This is a genomic window from Emticicia oligotrophica DSM 17448 (assembly GCF_000263195.1).
Taxonomy (GTDB): domain Bacteria; phylum Bacteroidota; class Bacteroidia; order Cytophagales; family Spirosomataceae; genus Emticicia; species Emticicia oligotrophica.
The window spans coordinates 3,424,887-3,443,318 of the sequence record NC_018748.1 but is presented as its reverse complement, the minus strand read 5'-3'; the positions used below and the strand labels follow the sequence as shown (position 1 = coordinate 3,443,318).

At 34.8% G+C, this 18,432-nt stretch carries 12 protein-coding genes; 9 read left to right on the top strand and 3 right to left on the bottom strand.

The genetic code is table 11. The features are described 5' to 3' along the window. Positions 1–1,018: 1,018 nt before the first annotated feature. On the bottom strand, positions 1,019–5,446 hold the full coding sequence (locus EMTOL_RS14240) for a 3-coathanger stack domain-containing protein (protein WP_015030009.1): 4,428 nt from the start codon (positions 5,444–5,446) through the stop codon (positions 1,019–1,021). 985 nt (positions 5,447–6,431) lie between these two features. Between EMTOL_RS14240 and EMTOL_RS14235 the strand changes: the two genes are divergently transcribed. The 3 genes from EMTOL_RS14235 to EMTOL_RS14225 all read left to right on the top strand — a co-directional run bounded on the left by EMTOL_RS14235 (position 6,432) and on the right by EMTOL_RS14225 (position 9,881). Next, positions 6,432–6,995 carry a helix-turn-helix domain-containing protein gene (locus EMTOL_RS14235; RefSeq protein ID WP_015030008.1) on the top strand — a complete coding sequence of 188 codons (564 nt, stop codon included), beginning with the start codon at positions 6,432–6,434 and terminating at the stop codon, positions 6,993–6,995. Positions 6,996–7,220: 225 nt separating this feature from the next. Then, positions 7,221–9,641, top strand: a complete 2,421-nt coding sequence (locus EMTOL_RS14230; RefSeq protein ID WP_015030007.1) for a heavy metal translocating P-type ATPase — start codon at positions 7,221–7,223, stop codon at positions 9,639–9,641. Between the two features lie 27 nt (positions 9,642–9,668). Then, positions 9,669–9,881 carry a heavy-metal-associated domain-containing protein gene (locus tag EMTOL_RS14225; RefSeq protein WP_015030006.1) on the top strand — a complete coding sequence of 71 codons (213 nt, stop codon included), beginning with the start codon at positions 9,669–9,671 and terminating at the stop codon, positions 9,879–9,881. Between the two features lie 136 nt (positions 9,882–10,017). Here EMTOL_RS14225 and EMTOL_RS14220 read toward each other — a convergent pair whose 3' ends face one another. After that, complete coding sequence (locus EMTOL_RS14220; RefSeq protein ID WP_305953246.1) at positions 10,018–11,280, bottom strand: hypothetical protein; 1,263 nt, start codon at positions 11,278–11,280, stop codon at positions 10,018–10,020. A 220-nt stretch (positions 11,281–11,500) separates the two neighbouring features. Here EMTOL_RS14220 and EMTOL_RS22645 point away from each other — a divergent pair, with 220 nt between their 5' ends. Then, a complete protein-coding gene (locus tag EMTOL_RS22645) occupies positions 11,501–11,779 on the top strand; it encodes a LytR/AlgR family response regulator transcription factor (RefSeq protein ID WP_015030004.1) in 279 nt (92 codons plus the stop codon). An 82-nt stretch (positions 11,780–11,861) separates the two neighbouring features. Here EMTOL_RS22645 and EMTOL_RS14215 read toward each other — a convergent pair whose 3' ends face one another. Then, positions 11,862–12,554 carry an NUDIX hydrolase gene (locus EMTOL_RS14215; protein ID WP_015030003.1) on the bottom strand — a complete coding sequence of 231 codons (693 nt, stop codon included), beginning with the start codon at positions 12,552–12,554 and terminating at the stop codon, positions 11,862–11,864. A 189-nt stretch (positions 12,555–12,743) separates the two neighbouring features. On the opposite strand from EMTOL_RS14215, the gene EMTOL_RS14210 reads away from it, so the two are divergent. The 5 genes from EMTOL_RS14210 to EMTOL_RS14190 all read left to right on the top strand — a co-directional run bounded on the left by EMTOL_RS14210 (position 12,744) and on the right by EMTOL_RS14190 (position 18,381). After that, on the top strand, positions 12,744–14,375 hold the full coding sequence (locus tag EMTOL_RS14210; RefSeq protein WP_015030002.1) for a carboxylesterase/lipase family protein: 1,632 nt from the start codon (positions 12,744–12,746) through the stop codon (positions 14,373–14,375). Positions 14,376–14,449: 74 nt separating this feature from the next. Continuing rightward, on the top strand, positions 14,450–14,707 hold the full coding sequence (locus tag EMTOL_RS14205) for a hypothetical protein (RefSeq protein WP_041693586.1): 258 nt from the start codon (positions 14,450–14,452) through the stop codon (positions 14,705–14,707). Between the two features lie 4 nt (positions 14,708–14,711). After that, positions 14,712–15,674: a sugar phosphate isomerase/epimerase family protein gene (locus tag EMTOL_RS14200; protein ID WP_015030001.1), complete on the top strand. Its 963-nt coding sequence runs from the start codon at positions 14,712–14,714 to the stop codon at positions 15,672–15,674. A gap of 99 nt (positions 15,675–15,773) precedes the next feature. Beyond that, positions 15,774–16,643, top strand: a complete 870-nt coding sequence (locus EMTOL_RS14195; protein ID WP_015030000.1) for an alpha/beta hydrolase — start codon at positions 15,774–15,776, stop codon at positions 16,641–16,643. 130 nt (positions 16,644–16,773) lie between these two features. Further along, the gene (locus EMTOL_RS14190; protein ID WP_041694151.1) at positions 16,774–18,381 is read left to right on the top strand and encodes a carboxylesterase/lipase family protein; all 1,608 of its coding nucleotides are present in this window, start codon (positions 16,774–16,776) and stop codon (positions 18,379–18,381) included. Positions 18,382–18,432: the final 51 nt, after the last annotated feature.

The following is an 18,432-nucleotide window of genomic DNA, read 5'->3' as shown; positions in this document are numbered from 1 at the left end:
AAAGCCTACCCCAAAAACATAGCAAATTTTAGTATGTTTTAGCATATTTTTGCTACTCATTTTGTTTCCATTTTTCTACCTTAGATTTATGCCATTATTAATGTAAACAGCTATCAAAAGAAAAGTATCGTACAGCTTAATTTTCGAAAGAAAGAAATTACTAAAAAAAACCTTGAGAAGGGTTTAATTCAAATTCAAGTTTATCTATATGGTAAAAGAAGGCATTTCTCAACAAAAATCTACGTTACTCCAAAAAATGGGACAACAAGAAATTGAATGTAAAAGATGCTTATTGGGCTCAATTATTAAGGGATAGAATTGCCGAATTTGAACAATATGAAGTTGAATTTCTAGCATTACACAAAACCGTGGTTTTGATTCTTATTTAAGTGCTATTCTGACAGACTTCTTGCGTCATAAACTTTTGAATGAGGGCAAGTCTTTTACATTTGAGACTGTAATGTCATCTCCTGATAAGATTGAAATTCTAAAAAAGCTCAAATAGAAGGTTATCGTACATATTCATACTACGTTGCAACAGAAGACCCACTTATAAACCTTTTACGAATTGGGCATTGAGTAAAATCTGGCGGCCATAATGTTCCAAACGAAAAGGTAGTTTCAAGATATTATCGTTCATTAGAGTTATTGTTTGAAGCAGTTAAGCACACAGATAGAACTTTTATTTTTGACAACTCACGCGATAACAAAATATGGATTGCTGAAATTGTTGGGGGAACAGAGATAAATCTTCAGACGGAAGAAATCCCAGCCTGGTTTCAAAAATATATTTTAGATAAGATATAATTCTATACCAGAAACTATTCTTTCTTAAGTACATGCTTACAGATATGTTTGGGATAAAAATATAATAATCCAAGTTTCCTTCCAAAGTGGTCGCAAATATTTACAACTTTTGCGACAAAACTCATTACATATTACAAGCAAATATCTAAATCTAAAAAGGGAACTACGAACTTATAGGGCTTGAAAAATTAGATACATTCAAATATTCGTATCAATTACTACAACCTTTTATAACAGCTTTGAATGTTGACCCACTATCAACGCTAAATCCAGGAAGGAGGAGGATATTACTTCCTGCATTATAGTTTATATTAGACCCCATTTTTATCTCATTGTCAGCTTCCACCCTTACACCTGCAAATTTACTTTCGTTAGTATTAATAAATGGGGTATTAACAATTTCAACAGGAATACATGTTCCAATCTTTATGATTTGAGAACTTGGTGAACCTATTTCACCACCACATGCAGAGTAAAATTGTGTGATTGTATAATTCGTTGTTTGTGTAGGCGAGAATGAAACTTCAAAAGGAAATGACTGAGGATAGTAATAATAATTAGTTGTACCATCCGAAATCCTAAAGTACCAAAAATTAGAAAATCCATTAACTTTAGCTATCAACTTTGACGTTTGCCCCGCCAAAATGGTATTTCCTCCTGTCAAAGAGATAGTTGGGACATTCCCCCACACAAAAACAGCTTGTTTTTCTGTATTTGATAAGTTCAAAGCGTATGTTCCTAAAAGCTTAGGTTGTGTAGAAATCACACGTATGTAGTATGGACTGTTTTTTTGAGTATCAAATGGTAATGAATTTGGAATTGTTGCATAAAGTGCGTTCCCACTCCAAGTTGCATCTAAAGTAAAATAGTTATTAGCGATGTTATAAGCATTAGGCACGTCTCTGTACAATTGTATCTTAAACTGATTTGAGGCATCAAACGTACCACTTTGCGAAAAAGGAATAATAAGTGTTTGTCCATAACAAATACCCTCTAAACCAACTAATCTTTGAGTCTGAATATTTAGCACATTTATATACGCTTGGCCTGAAAAAGTGCCATATCCACAACCATTTCTAACTGAAACTATTGAAAATTGCTTGCTTTCGGTATCGTATCTTTTAATAACTTTTATTGAATCAGAGGTTGCAAAACTGTAATAATTGATACCATCTGTATATGTTAAACTCCAAGGTGCTGAACCAGTAAATCTGAAAACTAAATCTACCCCAGAATCACTACCTTTAATATAATTCCCACCTCCAGTAAGTGTAGCATTTGATGAATTATTAAGTTTTATTGCATATTGATAAACAGAACTATACTCAATACTACCATCGGCTAAAATTCCCTTGACTCTTAGCTGAAAGCTGGTTTGTTTGCTCAAATTTGGCAAAAAAGTAGCAACTAATTGCTCGTCTTGAACAGTAGTTGGCAAATCAAAAAACATGGAAGTACCATAAGGTGCAAGTTGAAATTGATAGGTTGTGTAAGTCTTATTTTTGCTAATATTAGCAATTATCTGCTCATTATCACAGAAGCTTACCTTATTCAAAGTACTTATTTCTAATGGATATAAACTTTCAAAAACCTCAGCTTTTCTTAAATAAACTGCTGCATAGGTTGCATCATCTATTACTGAAAAGGTACAATTTGCATCTTTAATTTCTAAAACTTGAAAAGTCATTGTTCTATCAACCACAATACCCTTTCCAGCCGTATTAGTTGTTGTGTAGTACTCAGTAATGTTATCCCCTTCCAGCACCTTAAACCAAAAAGGAGGAGTACCACTGAGAGTATAATTTAAAGATAACAAACCACCTTTTTGTATGGTTGATGGTACATAAAAGTTTAGTGAAGGATTATTGCTCTCTGTTATTGTATAAATGTTACTTACTGCTTGAGGATCAGTAGATAAAATTTGTACATCATAATTGGGCGGCGTTAAACCATTCGCAGGATAGCTGAAAGCAATTTTACCATTAACCAAATTAGCATCATATTCGTTAATGACCTGATTGTTACTTCTATTTACAAGTCTAGCCTTAAAGATATTATTTGCCTGAAAAACTAAGTTGGATGAAAAATCCATTGAAATATTACGTACACTATTTACAGGACAAACACCTATTGGATTTGAGATTGTAATCAGTGGCGAACTTAAAATATGTACTAAAGTTTGTCCTTCAATGATTGCATTGCCACAACTGGTGGTAAAGTTTTTCACCTTAAAGGTTAAATCAGATGGTGGAGTATTTGCTGGAATTTTAAGCTTTAAAATATAGGTATATGGTGATGATGTATAACCAATACTAAATGGATAATCGTTGAAACCATCGGTAATGGTTATTGAATATCCGTTATTTATTGCATTTACTTGAACAGGTATTCCAATTACTGAACCAGCCACAACTGAAAACTCTCCCGATAAGTTAATTTTGGCGGGTGGTTGGATAAATAAGCTATTTTGATTAAACTTTCCAAGCGTATAAGGCGAACTTGCAATTGCTTTTATGTAAAAACTCTCAGGTTTATCTGATATAGGTAGTATTATTTTTCTGGTATTATTTCCATTATCAATCGAAGGCACTTCAAATAAAAGATTAGGAGAATTATATCTGGCCATCATAACTTTAACCTGATTATTGGAATTAAAATTACCAGATAGCCAAATTGGAATATCTATTTGTGAACCACCGCATGGATTAGTACTTGAATACCAGTCACTCAACCCATTAGTGCTTATTCGTACGTTATTGATATGATTTTCAACAATTATGGTAATTTTATTGCTGGGTATCGGAGATACATTCGGACACTCAAACAAACTGGAAGCATTGACCAGCTCAAAGGTAGTATTACGAGTAATTGTATCAGTAGATATCAGAGTACTTTGGTTTTGATTATTCCAGAATGGTTGAAAGTCGTATAAAATATTATTTTGCGAATTTTTTAGTTTCAGTGTATAGAGTGGTTGTTGGGTCAAATAATAAGGGTATCCTTCTGCTCCACCCGTTATATTAGCACTAAACTTTACAACATCGTTTTTTCTAATATAGATTGTATCAGGACTGTCCCCTAAATATGGTGTCACGTCTCCGATGATATTTATGACATTTGATGCAAAGTAAGAACCATCATTTTCTGTTCCTTGTGTTACTAGAATATTAGGGTTTATTGGTAATACCCGCACGACATATTGTCCCTTTTCCAAATTATTTGGTAAATCGACAATAAATTGTTTTTCTTCATATCCAGCACTACTCGTCACATCAATCCAATCAGTATTGGTAGTTTTTTTTATTTGAACCTTCAACGTAGTATTTACGGGCAATTCGCCAAAAATTTTGTAAGCTACTCGCATCTGCTGACCTTTACAGTAATTCTTAAAATTATAACTTGATGTAAAGCTAACTGGAGTATTTGCGGGTAGAGTATTAATCTGAGTACTTGTAGCTACATTTACATACTGGCTGCTCAGTGAGCCATTCATACAAGAAGTAGCATCATTAACTATACCATACTGAATAGTTTGTGACTTATAAAACTTCTTATTGATTGTAAAAGTATTATTATCAGACAAATAGCGATTTCCATCAAAGTAAAAGTTGAATGGTGGTAATCCTCTGAAAGTAAAATTAAGAGCTTTATCGACTCCATAAAATTGTAAAGTTCCTGAGAAATTATTAGTGAGCGTAACTTTAGGGCTTTGTTGTATCCTTAGCCTTGAAGTAGTCTCCACCTCACCCTTATAATTAGTTCCATAAGCCCCAATAACTTCCATTTTAAACTTATAGTTTTCTCCAGTAGGCAAATCTTCAGGAATTCTAACCTCAAAAATGCTACTACTCCCATAATTTATTGGTGTTATTGAGTTATAATTTACTCCACTAGCATCAGAAATATAAAGGTTCCTCGTACACCCATTACTCGATATATTATAATTAATTTTTACAATCTCTCCACTACAAATTACAGTATCGCTGGGCATACTTAATGAAATAATTGGAGGAACAATAGAAACAGTAGCTATCCCTGAAACAATACCATTTCCACAACCATTTGAGACCTTTAACAATCTATAAATACCATGACTTAAAGTAAATGTATTGTAAGGGGGCGGATAAACACGAGTGGATAAAACTTGATTACGTAAACTATCTTTTATTTCCACAAATATTGATTCTTGTCCTGTATAAGTTATAGGTAATGCCATAACAGGCGAACAGGCTGATACTTGAAAGCTACCAGATAGATTTGCGGTTAAATTATTTGTTGATGTATTTATAGATACATACGTCTCACTGCTTGAAACATTTGCTGCTTTTACTTTATAGCTTGTTGAATATACCGCATTAGCAGGAATAGAAACGGAAATAGTCTGATAGACATTTTGTTGCACAATCGTTCCTTTAGCTATCGTATCTGGCTCAATAAACTGCCCTTGTGAATTTGATAATATAATGGCAAAACGAGGCGTAGTAGCGGAAAAACCACTTGCATAAATACGAATATCTTTAGCAGTACCAGCACAGAATGAATTTATTGTACCAACATCAATAGTGATATATTGAGCAGAGGAATTCTCAATAAAAAATATAGAAAAAAGGATGTGAAATAGTAATCGTAAATTTTTCATGTTTGATTATGTGTGTGAACTTTTTTTCAGGATCAATTTTAGTAATACTAAGAAAAATCCAAATTTATTTAAGACCTATTTGAGTTCAAAATAAATAGTGATAAAGATTATTAGGAAGTTAAAATTCATATTACAAACCTTTAGAAGATACCCAATCGGGTATAAATCTACTACTGAACAAAATATCTATACCCGATAAGGTACAAAAAATATGCAACAAATTGGGCAATTCGTAAAAGTAAAACGTAAGAGTCTTAAACTTACGCAAGAAGAGCTTGAACTAAAGTCAGGTGTCTGACTAAGCTTTTTAAGAGAACTTAAGCAATGAAAAACTACTCTAAGATTAGACAAAATAAATCAAGTGTTAGATATGTTTAGCAGTGAAGTGGGTGTTATTTGAAAGACATACGATGATGTATAATTGATTTAATTCAAGCCCCCTTGCTACTTTTTTTGCTACCCACTCAAAAAAACCATAACTTATTGACAATCAGTCATTTGTATAACCATGTCCAGACCGCCAAAATTTTCAAAAGTACTCAATTTGAGTACTTTTTTTATGTCAATTTTTAAAATTTGTCTTCCAACACCCTTAATCTTCTCAACAAAGGCACTAATCTTTTGAAAAACATTTTGTTTTTTGTCAAATAATATGAGTTTAGCTGACTTATTTTGTGTAAAATAGTACTAAGTTCTGTACCATTTTCAGTAGAATATTCACACCGTAATATATCTTTTTGCTTCTTCAATATTTAAGTTTTCTTATTCAATTAGTTCTGAAAGTAGTATTTTCTGTTTAATTTGTACACAAGAGAAAAAAGCATCAATAATATTTATTTGCCTTAACATTTATTGAATCAGGCTCTGTTTTAACTTTTGCATCGAATGACCCTTTTGGAAAACATTTTGATACTGTAATGTATTGAAGCCTATGTTTGTCAGAGTGATTTATTTAGAATTAAATATAAAATAACGTAATAAAAGCATGACTCTATATGTAAAAAATATGGTTTGTGATAGATGCAAAATGGTTGTGGCTGACCTTTTTGATAAAAGTGATATCCCAACTACAAAAGTTGATTTAGGTGTAGTTGAAACTAGCAATGATTTGGATGACAAACAAACCGAAACCATTTCACAAAAACTGCAATCGTATGGTTTTGAATTACTAGATGATAAACGCAAACAAATGGTTCATATCATTAAAACTACCCTCATTGAGTTAGTACAAACGCAGCCCGAGAAATTGCAGAAGATAAACCCCTCAACCCATATCTCCGAAAAAGTTGGTCGGGATTATAAGTATCTTAGCACGCTTTTCTCAGAAGTTGAAGGAACTACCATTGAGCAATTCCTGATTAATCAAAAAATAGAGAAAGTAAAAGAGCTTTTAGTCTATGATGAATACTCCTTAAGTCAGATAGCAGACTTATTATACTATAGCAGCGTTCAGCACCTTTCAACGCAATTTAAGAAGGTTACAGGTCTAACTCCGAGCCATTTTAAGCAATTAAAGGAAAATAAAAGGATTTCGATTAACCAAATCTAATAAAAACAAATTAGGTTAATTTTGAAAAGAGTCATTCCGGATTTTTAAAAGGTTTACTAACATGCTTTGGTTTATTGCCGTGATGTATAATCTAAAGCTCGGGATGACTCATTTTTTTAAAGATTAATTGGGTTCATTCTGAAAATTATATAAATCAATTTAAAATACCTATAATTAAAATATTTAAGCTCCTTCATACCTTTGTCATATTAAACAATCAGACAAATGGATACCAGTAAAAATATCACGCTTAATATACCACTTGAAGGGGTAGATAGCGAACACTGTGCTTTGATTATTGACAAAGGTCTGGATAAAGTTACGGGCGTTTTAAAACATAAAGTAGAATTAAACAATAATAGAGCCGTCATTACATCTACACTAAATAATGAAACGCTTATAGAATCAGTCAAAGCCATTAGAGATTTAGGCTACGGCGTAACGACTATTAAGAAAAGCTATCCAGTATCAAATATGACTTGTGCAAGCTGTGCAAGTAGTGTACAAAGCATTCTTGAAAACCAAAATGGTGTAGTAAGTGCAAATGTAAATTATGCCAATGCTGCGGCTCAAGTGGAGTATATTCCAACAGTAACCGAGCCAAAAGAACTAAAAACTTCCTTACAATCAGTTGGTTATGATTTATTAATTGATGAAAGTGAAGAAGCAAAAGACGAACTTGAAAAAGCAAAACTTCAAAAATTTGAATCGTTAAAAAGAAAAACAATATGGGCTTCTGCTTTTTCGATACCTGTGGTAATAATTTCTATGTTTTTCATGGATTTACCATATGGTAATTACATCATGTGGGCATTATCAACTCCAGTACTATTTGTTTTCGGAAGTCAATTCTTCATCAATGCTTGGAAACAAACCAAGCATCGTTCTGCAAACATGGATACATTGGTAGCTTTAAGCACAAGTGTCGCATACATTTTTAGCGTTTTTAATACTCTATTCCCTGGTTATTGGCATAAAAGAGGATTACACGCACACGTGTATTTTGAAGCGGCTGCGGTTGTGATAGCTTTTATCTTATTAGGTAAATGGTTGGAAGAGAGAGCCAAAGGCCATACTTCTTCTGCCTTGAAAAAACTCATGGGACTACAACCCAAAACGGTGACCATTGTACACGAAGGCGGCCACCAAATGGAAGTACCGATTGCCTCTATTAAGATTGGCGATGAGATGATAGTAAAACCAGGCGAGAGGATTCCTGTTGATGGAGAGATAACTCAGGGAACTTCTTTTATTGACGAAAGTATGCTCAGCGGAGAACCTATCCCTGTTGAAAAGACAATAACGCATAAGGTTTTTGCAGGTACAATTAACCAAAAAGGAAGTTTTCAATTTAAAGCTACCAAAATTGGCAGCGATACGGTCTTGGCACACATTATCAAAATGGTTCAAGAGGCACAAGGTAGTAAAGCCCCCGTACAGAAATTAGTAGATAAAATTGCCAGCATTTTTGTGCCAATCGTAATCAGTATAGCCGTTATCACTTTAATAACTTGGGTAATTTTAGGAGGAGAAAACGGACTAACACATGGTTTGCTCACGATGGTCACGGTTTTAGTAATTGCATGTCCATGTGCCTTGGGTTTAGCTACTCCAACCGCTATCATGGCAGGGGTAGGAAAAGGTGCTGAAAATGGAATACTTATCAAAGATGCCGAAAGTTTGGAGTTAGCTAAAAAAATCAATGCGGTTGTTTTAGATAAAACAGGAACAATCACAGAGGGAAAACCAGTTGTAACAGATATCTGTTGGAAAAACGAAGACCCTTTATTAATTGGAGCTTTAGTTTCGATAGAAAAACAATCTGAGCACCCCTTGGCAGAAGCAGTAGTCAATCATTTCAAAGATGTTGCTCTTATTTCGATAAATGAATTTGAGAGTATTACAGGTTTCGGAGCTAAAGCACAAATAGGTCAGGAGGTATATTTCATTGGAAATCAAAACCTACTAACAAAATGTGCCATTAAAATAGATTCTGTACTGACTCAAAAAGCCCAAGAATGGCTCGAACAAGCCAAAACAGTTATTTGGTTTGCTAATTCAACTGAAGCCCTAGCCGTCATTGCTATTGAAGACCAAATCAAAGAAACTTCTAAGAAAGCTATTAATGAATTACAGACAAAAGGAGTAAAGGTCTATATGCTCACTGGCGATAACCCTAAAACAGCGGCTCTTGTTGCGAAGGTGGCAGGTATCGAAAATTTTCAAGCCGAAGTTTTACCTGCTCAAAAAGCGGCATTCATCAAGTCGCTACAAGAAAAAGGTAATATTGTAGCAATGGTTGGCGATGGAATCAACGATAGTAGTGCTTTGGCACAGGCAGATGTGAGTATTGCCATGGGAAAAGGTAGTGATATCGCAATGGATGTTGCCAAAATGACTATCATTTCATCGGATTTAACCAAAATTGGTCAAGCAATCAAACTATCTAAAATAACTACTTCAACAATTAAACAAAATCTTTTTTGGGCATTTATTTACAACCTTATAGGTATTCCAATTGCAGCGGGGATTCTCTATCCTATTAATGGATATTTACTAAACCCTATGATTGCGGGAGCAGCAATGGCACTCAGTTCAGTTTCAGTTGTAAGTAATAGTCTAAGACTTCGGAATAAAAATTTATAATTTTGTTATCATAAAATAAATATATATATGAAAAATCAATCATTTAAAACAAATATCAATTGTAGTGGCTGTGTTGCAAGAGTAACCAATTCTCTTAATTCAACGGTGGGAGAAAATAAGTGGAAGGTTGATACTGAAAACCCCAATAAAATATTGAGTGTAGATAATCCCGATGTTTCTACAGAAGATATTATTGAGGCAATAAAGAAAGTAGGTTTTAAGATAGAACCTTTAAACTAAAAGTGCAAAACTATTGCATGAAGTCTTTATTCGAAAACAGAATTTCATCTTAAGATGAAATTCTGTTGAAACATATAAAAATGACAACAACTAAGTACCCTTTTTGGGTCAAAGGAGAATCTAAAGTTAAATCAATTTAGAAATTTTCCACTTCCAAAAGCTTATTCGTAATCGGGTTAGACAATTTAATATAATCAATTGTCCCTAAACCTCTGAAACCAATATAAATAGCATTTAATTTACCTAAACGCTCATCATAGTTAGTTTGATATACTAATTCGTTATCTATAAAAATTTCTAATTTCATTTGGTGCGTAACAATTTTCACATCCACAAACTCATCTAAATTTATCCCTAGCTTTTGGAGGTCGTGTGTTGCACCTTTTATCTTCTTATTCGGATAATGAATATAAGAATAATGTGAACATCCTTTCTTGGTCAGATTTAATTGTATCTTATCATCTTCACCTATTAACTCAAAAGAAATATCATTACAGACTATCCCTCCTTCAGAAGATGGATTTTTTACTTTGGCCTCAAATGAGATTTCATCAGTGGAAGGAGAACCATTGAAATTACTAACCTTTTTCAAAAATGAATAATAAGTAGATTTATTTCGAACCTCCTCAATCAAATCTTCCTTCTGAATATGTGCCACTCCATTTTTCTTCCACTGCGTTGAATTTAGATAAAAAATCTCTTCATAACCAGCCACCCACCCCTCTGAAGGTATGATTACTTTGATTGAATCTAGTTTACGATTATCAGCCATCAATTTGACAGTCCGAATCGTTGGATGAATAAAGCAAACCGAAGCAGTATTTTTTTGTGGACTCAACAAAGTTGTATCAATACTTCTAGAATTCGCACTATAGTCAAGATAAACTTTCTCTACGTCCTCAATATTTTTTAGTTGATAGTCAAACTTAACAGTAATAGGAGCTTTATCGCTTTCAAGAGTTACATTAGTAATCTTACCCTTGGCAGCTTCGACCAAAGTTTTTTTACTCCAAATAAATCCGAGCATCAGAAATAGAACCCCAAAACCAACTATTATACTAATGAGCGGCCAATTAAAGTTTTTTTGTGGGAGATTCTCTTCAAAATTAGCATTATCAATAAAATCTTGATAATTCTGAAATCCAATGTAAAGTGATAGGAAGTTTCGAGTTGCTTGCTGAAAAGTGGTATCTTTATCTCGTTCTTCAAAAATTCTTCGAAGAGTTTGCTCACTAACTAAGTAATCTTTTAATTTTTGCTCTGGAATTCCCCCTCGATTCTTTTTTAAAATAGCGGTTATTAAAGCAGATAAATTTATGCTCTCAAAATCATTTTTGCGTATAGGCTGATAATCATCGCCAAAATCTGCAATGACTTTCTCAATAAATTTACGCTTCAAAAATCTTAATCTTATACTTTCCACCGAACCCCCTTCTTTCTTAGTAACTACCTAATTTTCAAATACTTACAATTTTACAAAAGTTTTGATAAATTATCAAATGACATCTATGTGTAATTTTTCAATAAAAAAAGGATTTTATTGCGTAATCAAACAAGTGTAGCCATGGAAACTTTTTCAGTATAAGACATTTTAAACATAAAGCTTAATAATCTTTGCCATGCAATTCCCATCTCTAAATCAAATCTGTCATCTTGAAGGCTCAATCAACTACACAATCGTTCATTTAAACAACGGACACAAGAAAATGTTTCCATATACTTTAAAAAAATGTGAGGCATTTTTATCTCAAATACACGGACACTCCTTCATAAGGATTCATAAATCATACTTAGTAAAAAAAGATTCAATTAAAGAAATTAAGACTCGACCACTAAATATTGTAATTCTCAATTCAGGGAAAGAGTTACCATTGGCTAGAAGGAGAAAAATCAAATAAGTAAAAACAATAACTCAATTATATACCTTTATTAAATCTTTACAATGTTGTAACTCATCTTATTTAGATGAGTTACTTTTTTTTAAACACCAAAACTATATAAAAAAGGTGCTTTATGGGCAGCTCCCGAATACTGCTTTTCGTGTCGTTGCAAAATGCCTAAATTGAGTATTTTACGCTGAAAAGTACCGCGATGTAGCTTTTCTCCTAAGATTACTTCGTACACCTTTTGTAATTCTTTCATCGTAAAAAGTTGCGGTAGTAGATTCATACCTACCAATTTCTTTTCCAAATTCTCTCTAAGTGTTTGTAACGCTTTTGCCACAATTTCGGCGTGGTCAAGCATCAGATTGGGCAATTTGTCAATGTCATACCAATCGCACGAATCCGATAAAGCATCAGGTGTAGGCACTACCTCCTCGTAATTAATCAAGGCATAATAAGCCACCGAAATGAACCTATCTAAGAACCAAGGATATTCATCAATGGTATGCCCATTGGCTTTCATAATAGTATCCATTACCTCGGGCTTATATCGAGCCACATCACCAAATGTATAAAATTGTTCAAGATAAATATTATCTAAACCTGTACGCTCCTTTAGCCCTCTCCTTACGGCATCGTTCAAATTTTCATTCATTCTTACAAACCCACCGGGTAATGCAAATAAACCAGTATTATGATATCTGATTATCAATATTTTAAGCTTTTCACCAGAAAACCCAAATACTACTGAATCGTAGGCTATATGTTTTAGATATTCGTTTGATTGCATTCGATTGGCTTAATAGCTTATAAATTTATTTTGAAGGTCTATTTTTTTGACAAAGATAAAGCTGAAATCTACAATTAATGCCAAATAATCTACTAAATATATAATTTTCGAAAAAAAAGTAGGATTATTTTAAAAAAGCAACTATTATTGTCTCAATTTGCGACAATGAAACAATTCTCTTCTAAATCAATGAAAAAAATAGTCTATTTATTCGCTCTAATTATGTTTTATAATTCAGAGGTTTCGGCACAAAACACAAACTCATTTTCAGTACAAACAAAAATCGAAAATGGGATAATCGAAGGCAATTACAATACTCATACGGGTATTCAGACCTACTTCGGAATTCCATTTGCCAAACCGCCTATTGGTGAGTTACGTTGGAAAGCTCCACAACCTGTTGCCAATTGGACGGGTGTCAAACAAACCAAGGAATTTGGCCCACGCCCAATGCAAACGATGGTATTTGGCGATATGCAATCCCGCTCAAACGGTGTGAGTGAAGATTGTTTATACTTAAATGTATGGACTCCAGCCAAGCGTAATTCAAAAGATTTACCAGTTTTAGTATATTTCTATGGTGGTGGAAATGTGGCAGGCGACGCTTCAGAACCTCGCTACGATGGCGAAGCAATGGCTAAAAAAGGTATTGTGGTAGTTACTTGTAATTATCGCTTAAATATCTTCGGTTTCTTGGTTCATCCAGAACTTACTGCTGAATCACCATACAAGGCATCAGGCAATTATGGCATGCTCGACCAAAATGCAGCCTTGAAATGGGTTCAGAAAAACATTGCATCATTCGGTGGCGACCCTAAAAAAGTAACAATCGCAGGTGAGTCAGCAGGTTCGATTGGTGTAAGCTGTCAGATGGCTTCTCCTCTTTCAAAAAACCTTATTGCAGGTGCAATCGGCGAAAGTGGTGCGGGTATCAACCCAACAATGGCTCCAGTACCTTTGGCAGAAGGTGAAAAACAAGGTGTTGAGTTTTTGCAAAAAGCTGGTATCAAGTCGATTAAAGAATTAAGAGCGATGTCTACTCGTGAGGTTTATGAAATTTATAATGAATCAAAACGTTTTGGTTTCCCTATCATTATTGATAATTATTTCTTACCAAAAACACTTCCTCAGATTTTTGCTGCCAAGGAACAAGCACAAGTGCCACTTCTTTTGGGTTGGAATTCGGCAGAAATTCCGGGAGGAGCTTTTATGTTTGGTTTGCCAAATACTACTGAAAACTTTATCACGAGAGTGAAAAAAGAATATCCAAATGATGCTGAAGAGGTTTTGAAATTATATCCTCATTCTAATCCAACAGAAGTTGAACTTTCGGCAACACAACTGGCTTCGGATAGATTTATCTCATATTCAACTTGGAAATGGTTTGATTTACACCGCAATAATTCTTCACAGCCAGTTTACCGCTACTTATACAGCAAAATTCGCCCAGAATTAGTTGATAAAACTTTAGCTTCTGGCTTGGCAGGTGGAACGGTAAGAGCTGATGGCAATACTCCTAGACCAAAAGCAATAGGAGCTCCACACGCTTGTGAGATTGAATATGCAATGGGCAACCTTCCTTTAGTGAAAGACTATGCTTGGACAGCTGATGATTTCAAAGTATCGAATACTATGCTTAATTACTTTGCAAATTTCATCAAGATGGGTAATCCAAACGGCGATAAGTTACCAGAATGGACAGTAGCAAAAAGTGGGGATACAACTCCACCTGTAATGATTATTGATGTGGAATCTCGCACCGAAAAATCAATGATTGATGCTCGCTACGAGTTTTTAGATAAGGCATATAAGAATAAATAAAGCCTCGACTTCGCTCGGCTACCGAAACTATTTCTTAGTTACTGAAACTATTTCTTGGTTACCGAAACTATTTCTTGGTTACTGAAACTATTTCTTGGCTACCGAAACTATTTCTTGGCTACCGAAACTATTTCTTGGCAACCGAAACTATTTCTTGGTTACTGAAATTATTTCTTGGTTACCGAATCTATTTCTTGGTTACTGAAATTATTTCTTGGTTACTGAAATTATTTCTTGGTTACCGAATCTATTTCTTGGCTACCGAAACTATTTTACGGTTACTGAAATTATCGGTTGCTGAGCGAAGTCGAAGCAAAAGAGTTTATCAATAACACTATGGCAACAAGACGAGAATTTCTAAAAAATACCTCATTAGCTGCAGCAGCAATGGCAGTTTCGCCAATGGCAGAAGTAATGGCAGCATTGAAAAAAGAGAATAAATTGGGTATCCAACTATTTTCAATTCCTAAAATGCTTTCGGAAGATTACATGGCTGGAATGAAAATGCTACAAGAATTGGGCTATAAAGAATTAGAGCTTTATGGGCCGTATCCATTTAGTGTAGAAAAAGCAAGAAAAGGTTGGGAAGCTGCTGGAAAAATGCTAGGTTTTTCGGGCAGTGGGTATTTCGGAAAATCTGCTCAAGAAGTGAAAAAGATTTTAGCTGACCACGGACTAAGCACCCCCGGTACTCATACCGACCTCGATACTCTAGAGCAAAATATGGGAGCTTTAGGTGAAGCCTCTCATACAATGGGCTGGAAATATGTAACGCTTCCTGCGATTCCTGACGACCGCCGCAAAACAATTGATGATTACAAACGTATTGCCGATGCGTTTAATAAAATTGGTGCTGAGGCCAAGAAGCAAGGCATTCGTTTCGGCTATCATAATCACGGCTACGGCATCAAACCTGTCGATGGTGTACGTCCACTTGAAATCATTCTGAAAAATACTGACCCTAGTTTAGTATTCTTCGAAATGGATATTTTCTGGACAACCTGCGGTGGTGCTGACCCAATTGAACTATTGACAAAATATCCAAATCGCTATAAAATGCTTCACTTGAAGGATATGAAAGAGAAAAAGCAATTTACTGGCGATGGTGGCGGTATGGGTGATTGGATGCCGATGTTTTCGTTAATGGCTTCGGCTGGTGATGGAGTGCTCGACTTACAAGGTATTGTGAAAAAAGCCAAAGAAGTTGGCGTTGAACATTTCTTTGTTGAGCAAGATATGGTAGCGAATCCTCATGTAGCCTTAAAACGTAGTTCGGATTATTTGACGAGCAAGATTTAAAATAATTAAGAATGAAGAATTAAAAATTGAGAATTAAGAAAATTAGTTCTTAATCCGTTTCATTCATAATTCTTCATTCTCAATTCTTAATTCAATCACATGAAAACCCTACTAACTATTCTCTCTTTAATGGGTGTTTTGCTATCAGCAAATGCACAAAAACAAATTTTTCTCTACGAAGGTAGGCCCAAAGGCTCAGAAAATTGGAATTGGGATGAAGCCATTTCGGATAAAAATGTTTTCAATACAAAGGTAGTTTATAATGTTTCTCGACCTTCAATCACCGCTTATATTCCTGAAAATCCAAACGGAACAGCCATTGTAATTGCCCCCGGTGGGGCGTTTCATACACTTTCGATTGATAGCGAAGGAATTGACGTAGCCAAATGGTTAAATGCTAGAGGAATTACTGCTTTTGTTTTGAAATATCGTGTTGCTCGTAGCTTTACCGATGACCCAGTGAAGGAATTAATGGGCAAAATGCAGAATTTCAAAACATTAGATGAGGAAAATGCTCCTGTTATACCTTTAGCAACGGAAGATGGTATGAATGCCGTAAAATATGTTCGAGAGCACGCTTCTGAATATAAACTTGACTCAAAAAAGATTGGATTTATGGGGTTTTCGGCTGGAGGAACACTTACTATGTCGGTGGTTTATAGTGCTGATGATGCTCGCAGACCAAACTTTGTAGCACCAATCTACGCCTATGAAAATGCAATTATTGGTACAAATATGCCCAAAGAAAAAACACCAATTTTTGTGGCTGTGGCCGCCGATGACCAATTAGGTTTTATGCCTCATAGCATCAATATTTTCAAAAAATGGTTCGATGCGAAACATCCAGCAGAATTGCACATCTACGAAAAAGGTGGACACGGCTTTGGCATGAGAAAAACTAATACTTCAAGCGAGGGCTGGATTGAAAACTTTGGAAACTGGCTAAAAATGCAAGGATATTTAAAATAAATGTAGAATAAATCGAATGATTCAAGTTTCTCGAATTATTACTCTAAAACAATCCTTCGAAATATTCGACCCATTCATTACTCGAAAAATTATTAAACTTTCTATTCATTCTCTAATTATAATCAAAACAATGAAAAAAATTACGCTTTTTGCGATGATGGCTTTGGGATTACTGACAACCAAAGTTAATGCACAGCTTCAAACAGGCGAAAATGTAGCCGTTACAAGCACCGATTTAGGTAAGGTTCGTGGTTATGTACACAATGGTATCTACACATACAAAGGCATTCCGTATGCAGAAGCTAAACGCTTCGAAGCACCACAGAAACCAAAAGCATGGAGTAATGTTCGTAGTTCACTTTCTTATGGTCCAGTTTCGCCATTAATGACACCAACAACTTCTGTTCAAGACGAATCTGAGTTTGTGTTCCACCACGACTGGGGTTTTACTAACGAAAACTGCTTAGTGTTAAACGTTTGGACACCTGGAATTAACGACGGCAAAAAACGCCCTGTTTTATTCTGGATTCATGGTGGTGGTTTTGCGGCTGGTTCTTCTCAAGAATTACCATCTTATGAAGGCGAGAATTTAGCTAAAAAAGGCGATGTGGTTGTTGTTTCTATCAATCACCGATTAAATGTTTTGGGCTTTTTAGATTTATCGGCTTACGGCGACAAATACAAAAACTCAGCTAATAATAGCGTTTTAGACATGGTTGCAGCTTTAGAGTGGGTTAAAGCCAATATCTCAAATTTTGGTGGAGATGCTGGTAATGTTACAATCTTTGGTCAATCTGGCGGTGGCGGTAAAGTAAATACTTTAATGATGACACCTGCAGCCAAAGGTTTATTCCACAAAGCTGTTAATCAAAGTGGTGCTTTTATGAGCAAAATGCTTACCAAAGCAGAAACACAAAGATTAGGTGCTGAAGTTTTGAAAAACTTAAATCTTTCAGCCGATAAAGTAGATGAAATTCAGTCAATTCCTTATGCAACGTTGGTAGCGGCTTCTCAAAAAGCATCAAAAACCATTGGAGACCAATTAAAAGCTGAAGGAAAACAAGTAGGGAACTTTGGTCTAGGCTTCGGCCCAACACTTGATGGAAATGTATTGCCATATCAATTCGATGATGCACAAGCAGTTGAACTTTATAAAAATATTCCATTGATGATTGGAACTGTTAAAAACGAATTCATGGCTTCGTTAGGTGCAGGGTTAAGCAATGGTTCGACAGAAAAAGTGACAGAATTTATCAAAAATCGCTATAAAGATAAAGCGGATGCTTATTTAGCAGCAGTGAAAAAAGCTTATCCAAATGATACTAAACCTTCTGACTTGATGGATATAGACTTAATGTTCCGTCGTGGAGCGGTGAATCAAGCAAAAGCAAAAGCTTCAATTGCAGGCGGTGCTCCTACTTATATGTACTTATTTACTTGGCAATCACCAGTAATGGATGGAAAATACAAAGCCATTCACTGCATCGAAATTCCATTTGTATTCAACAACATCGCTCGTTGTGAAGAAATGACTGGTGGTACTAAAGAAGCTTATGCACTTGCCGATAAAGTAAGTCAAGCATGGATAAACTTTGCTAAAACTGGAAATCCTAATCATGCAGGTTTACCAAAATGGGAGCCTTACACAGTAGATAAAGGGGCAACGATGATGTTTGATAACAAATGCTCTATCAGCAATCATCACGATGCCGAATTATTGAAAGTTACAGAACAGTAATTCCTATCATTTTTTTATAATTATATTGTATTATTCCCACAAAGCGAGTAT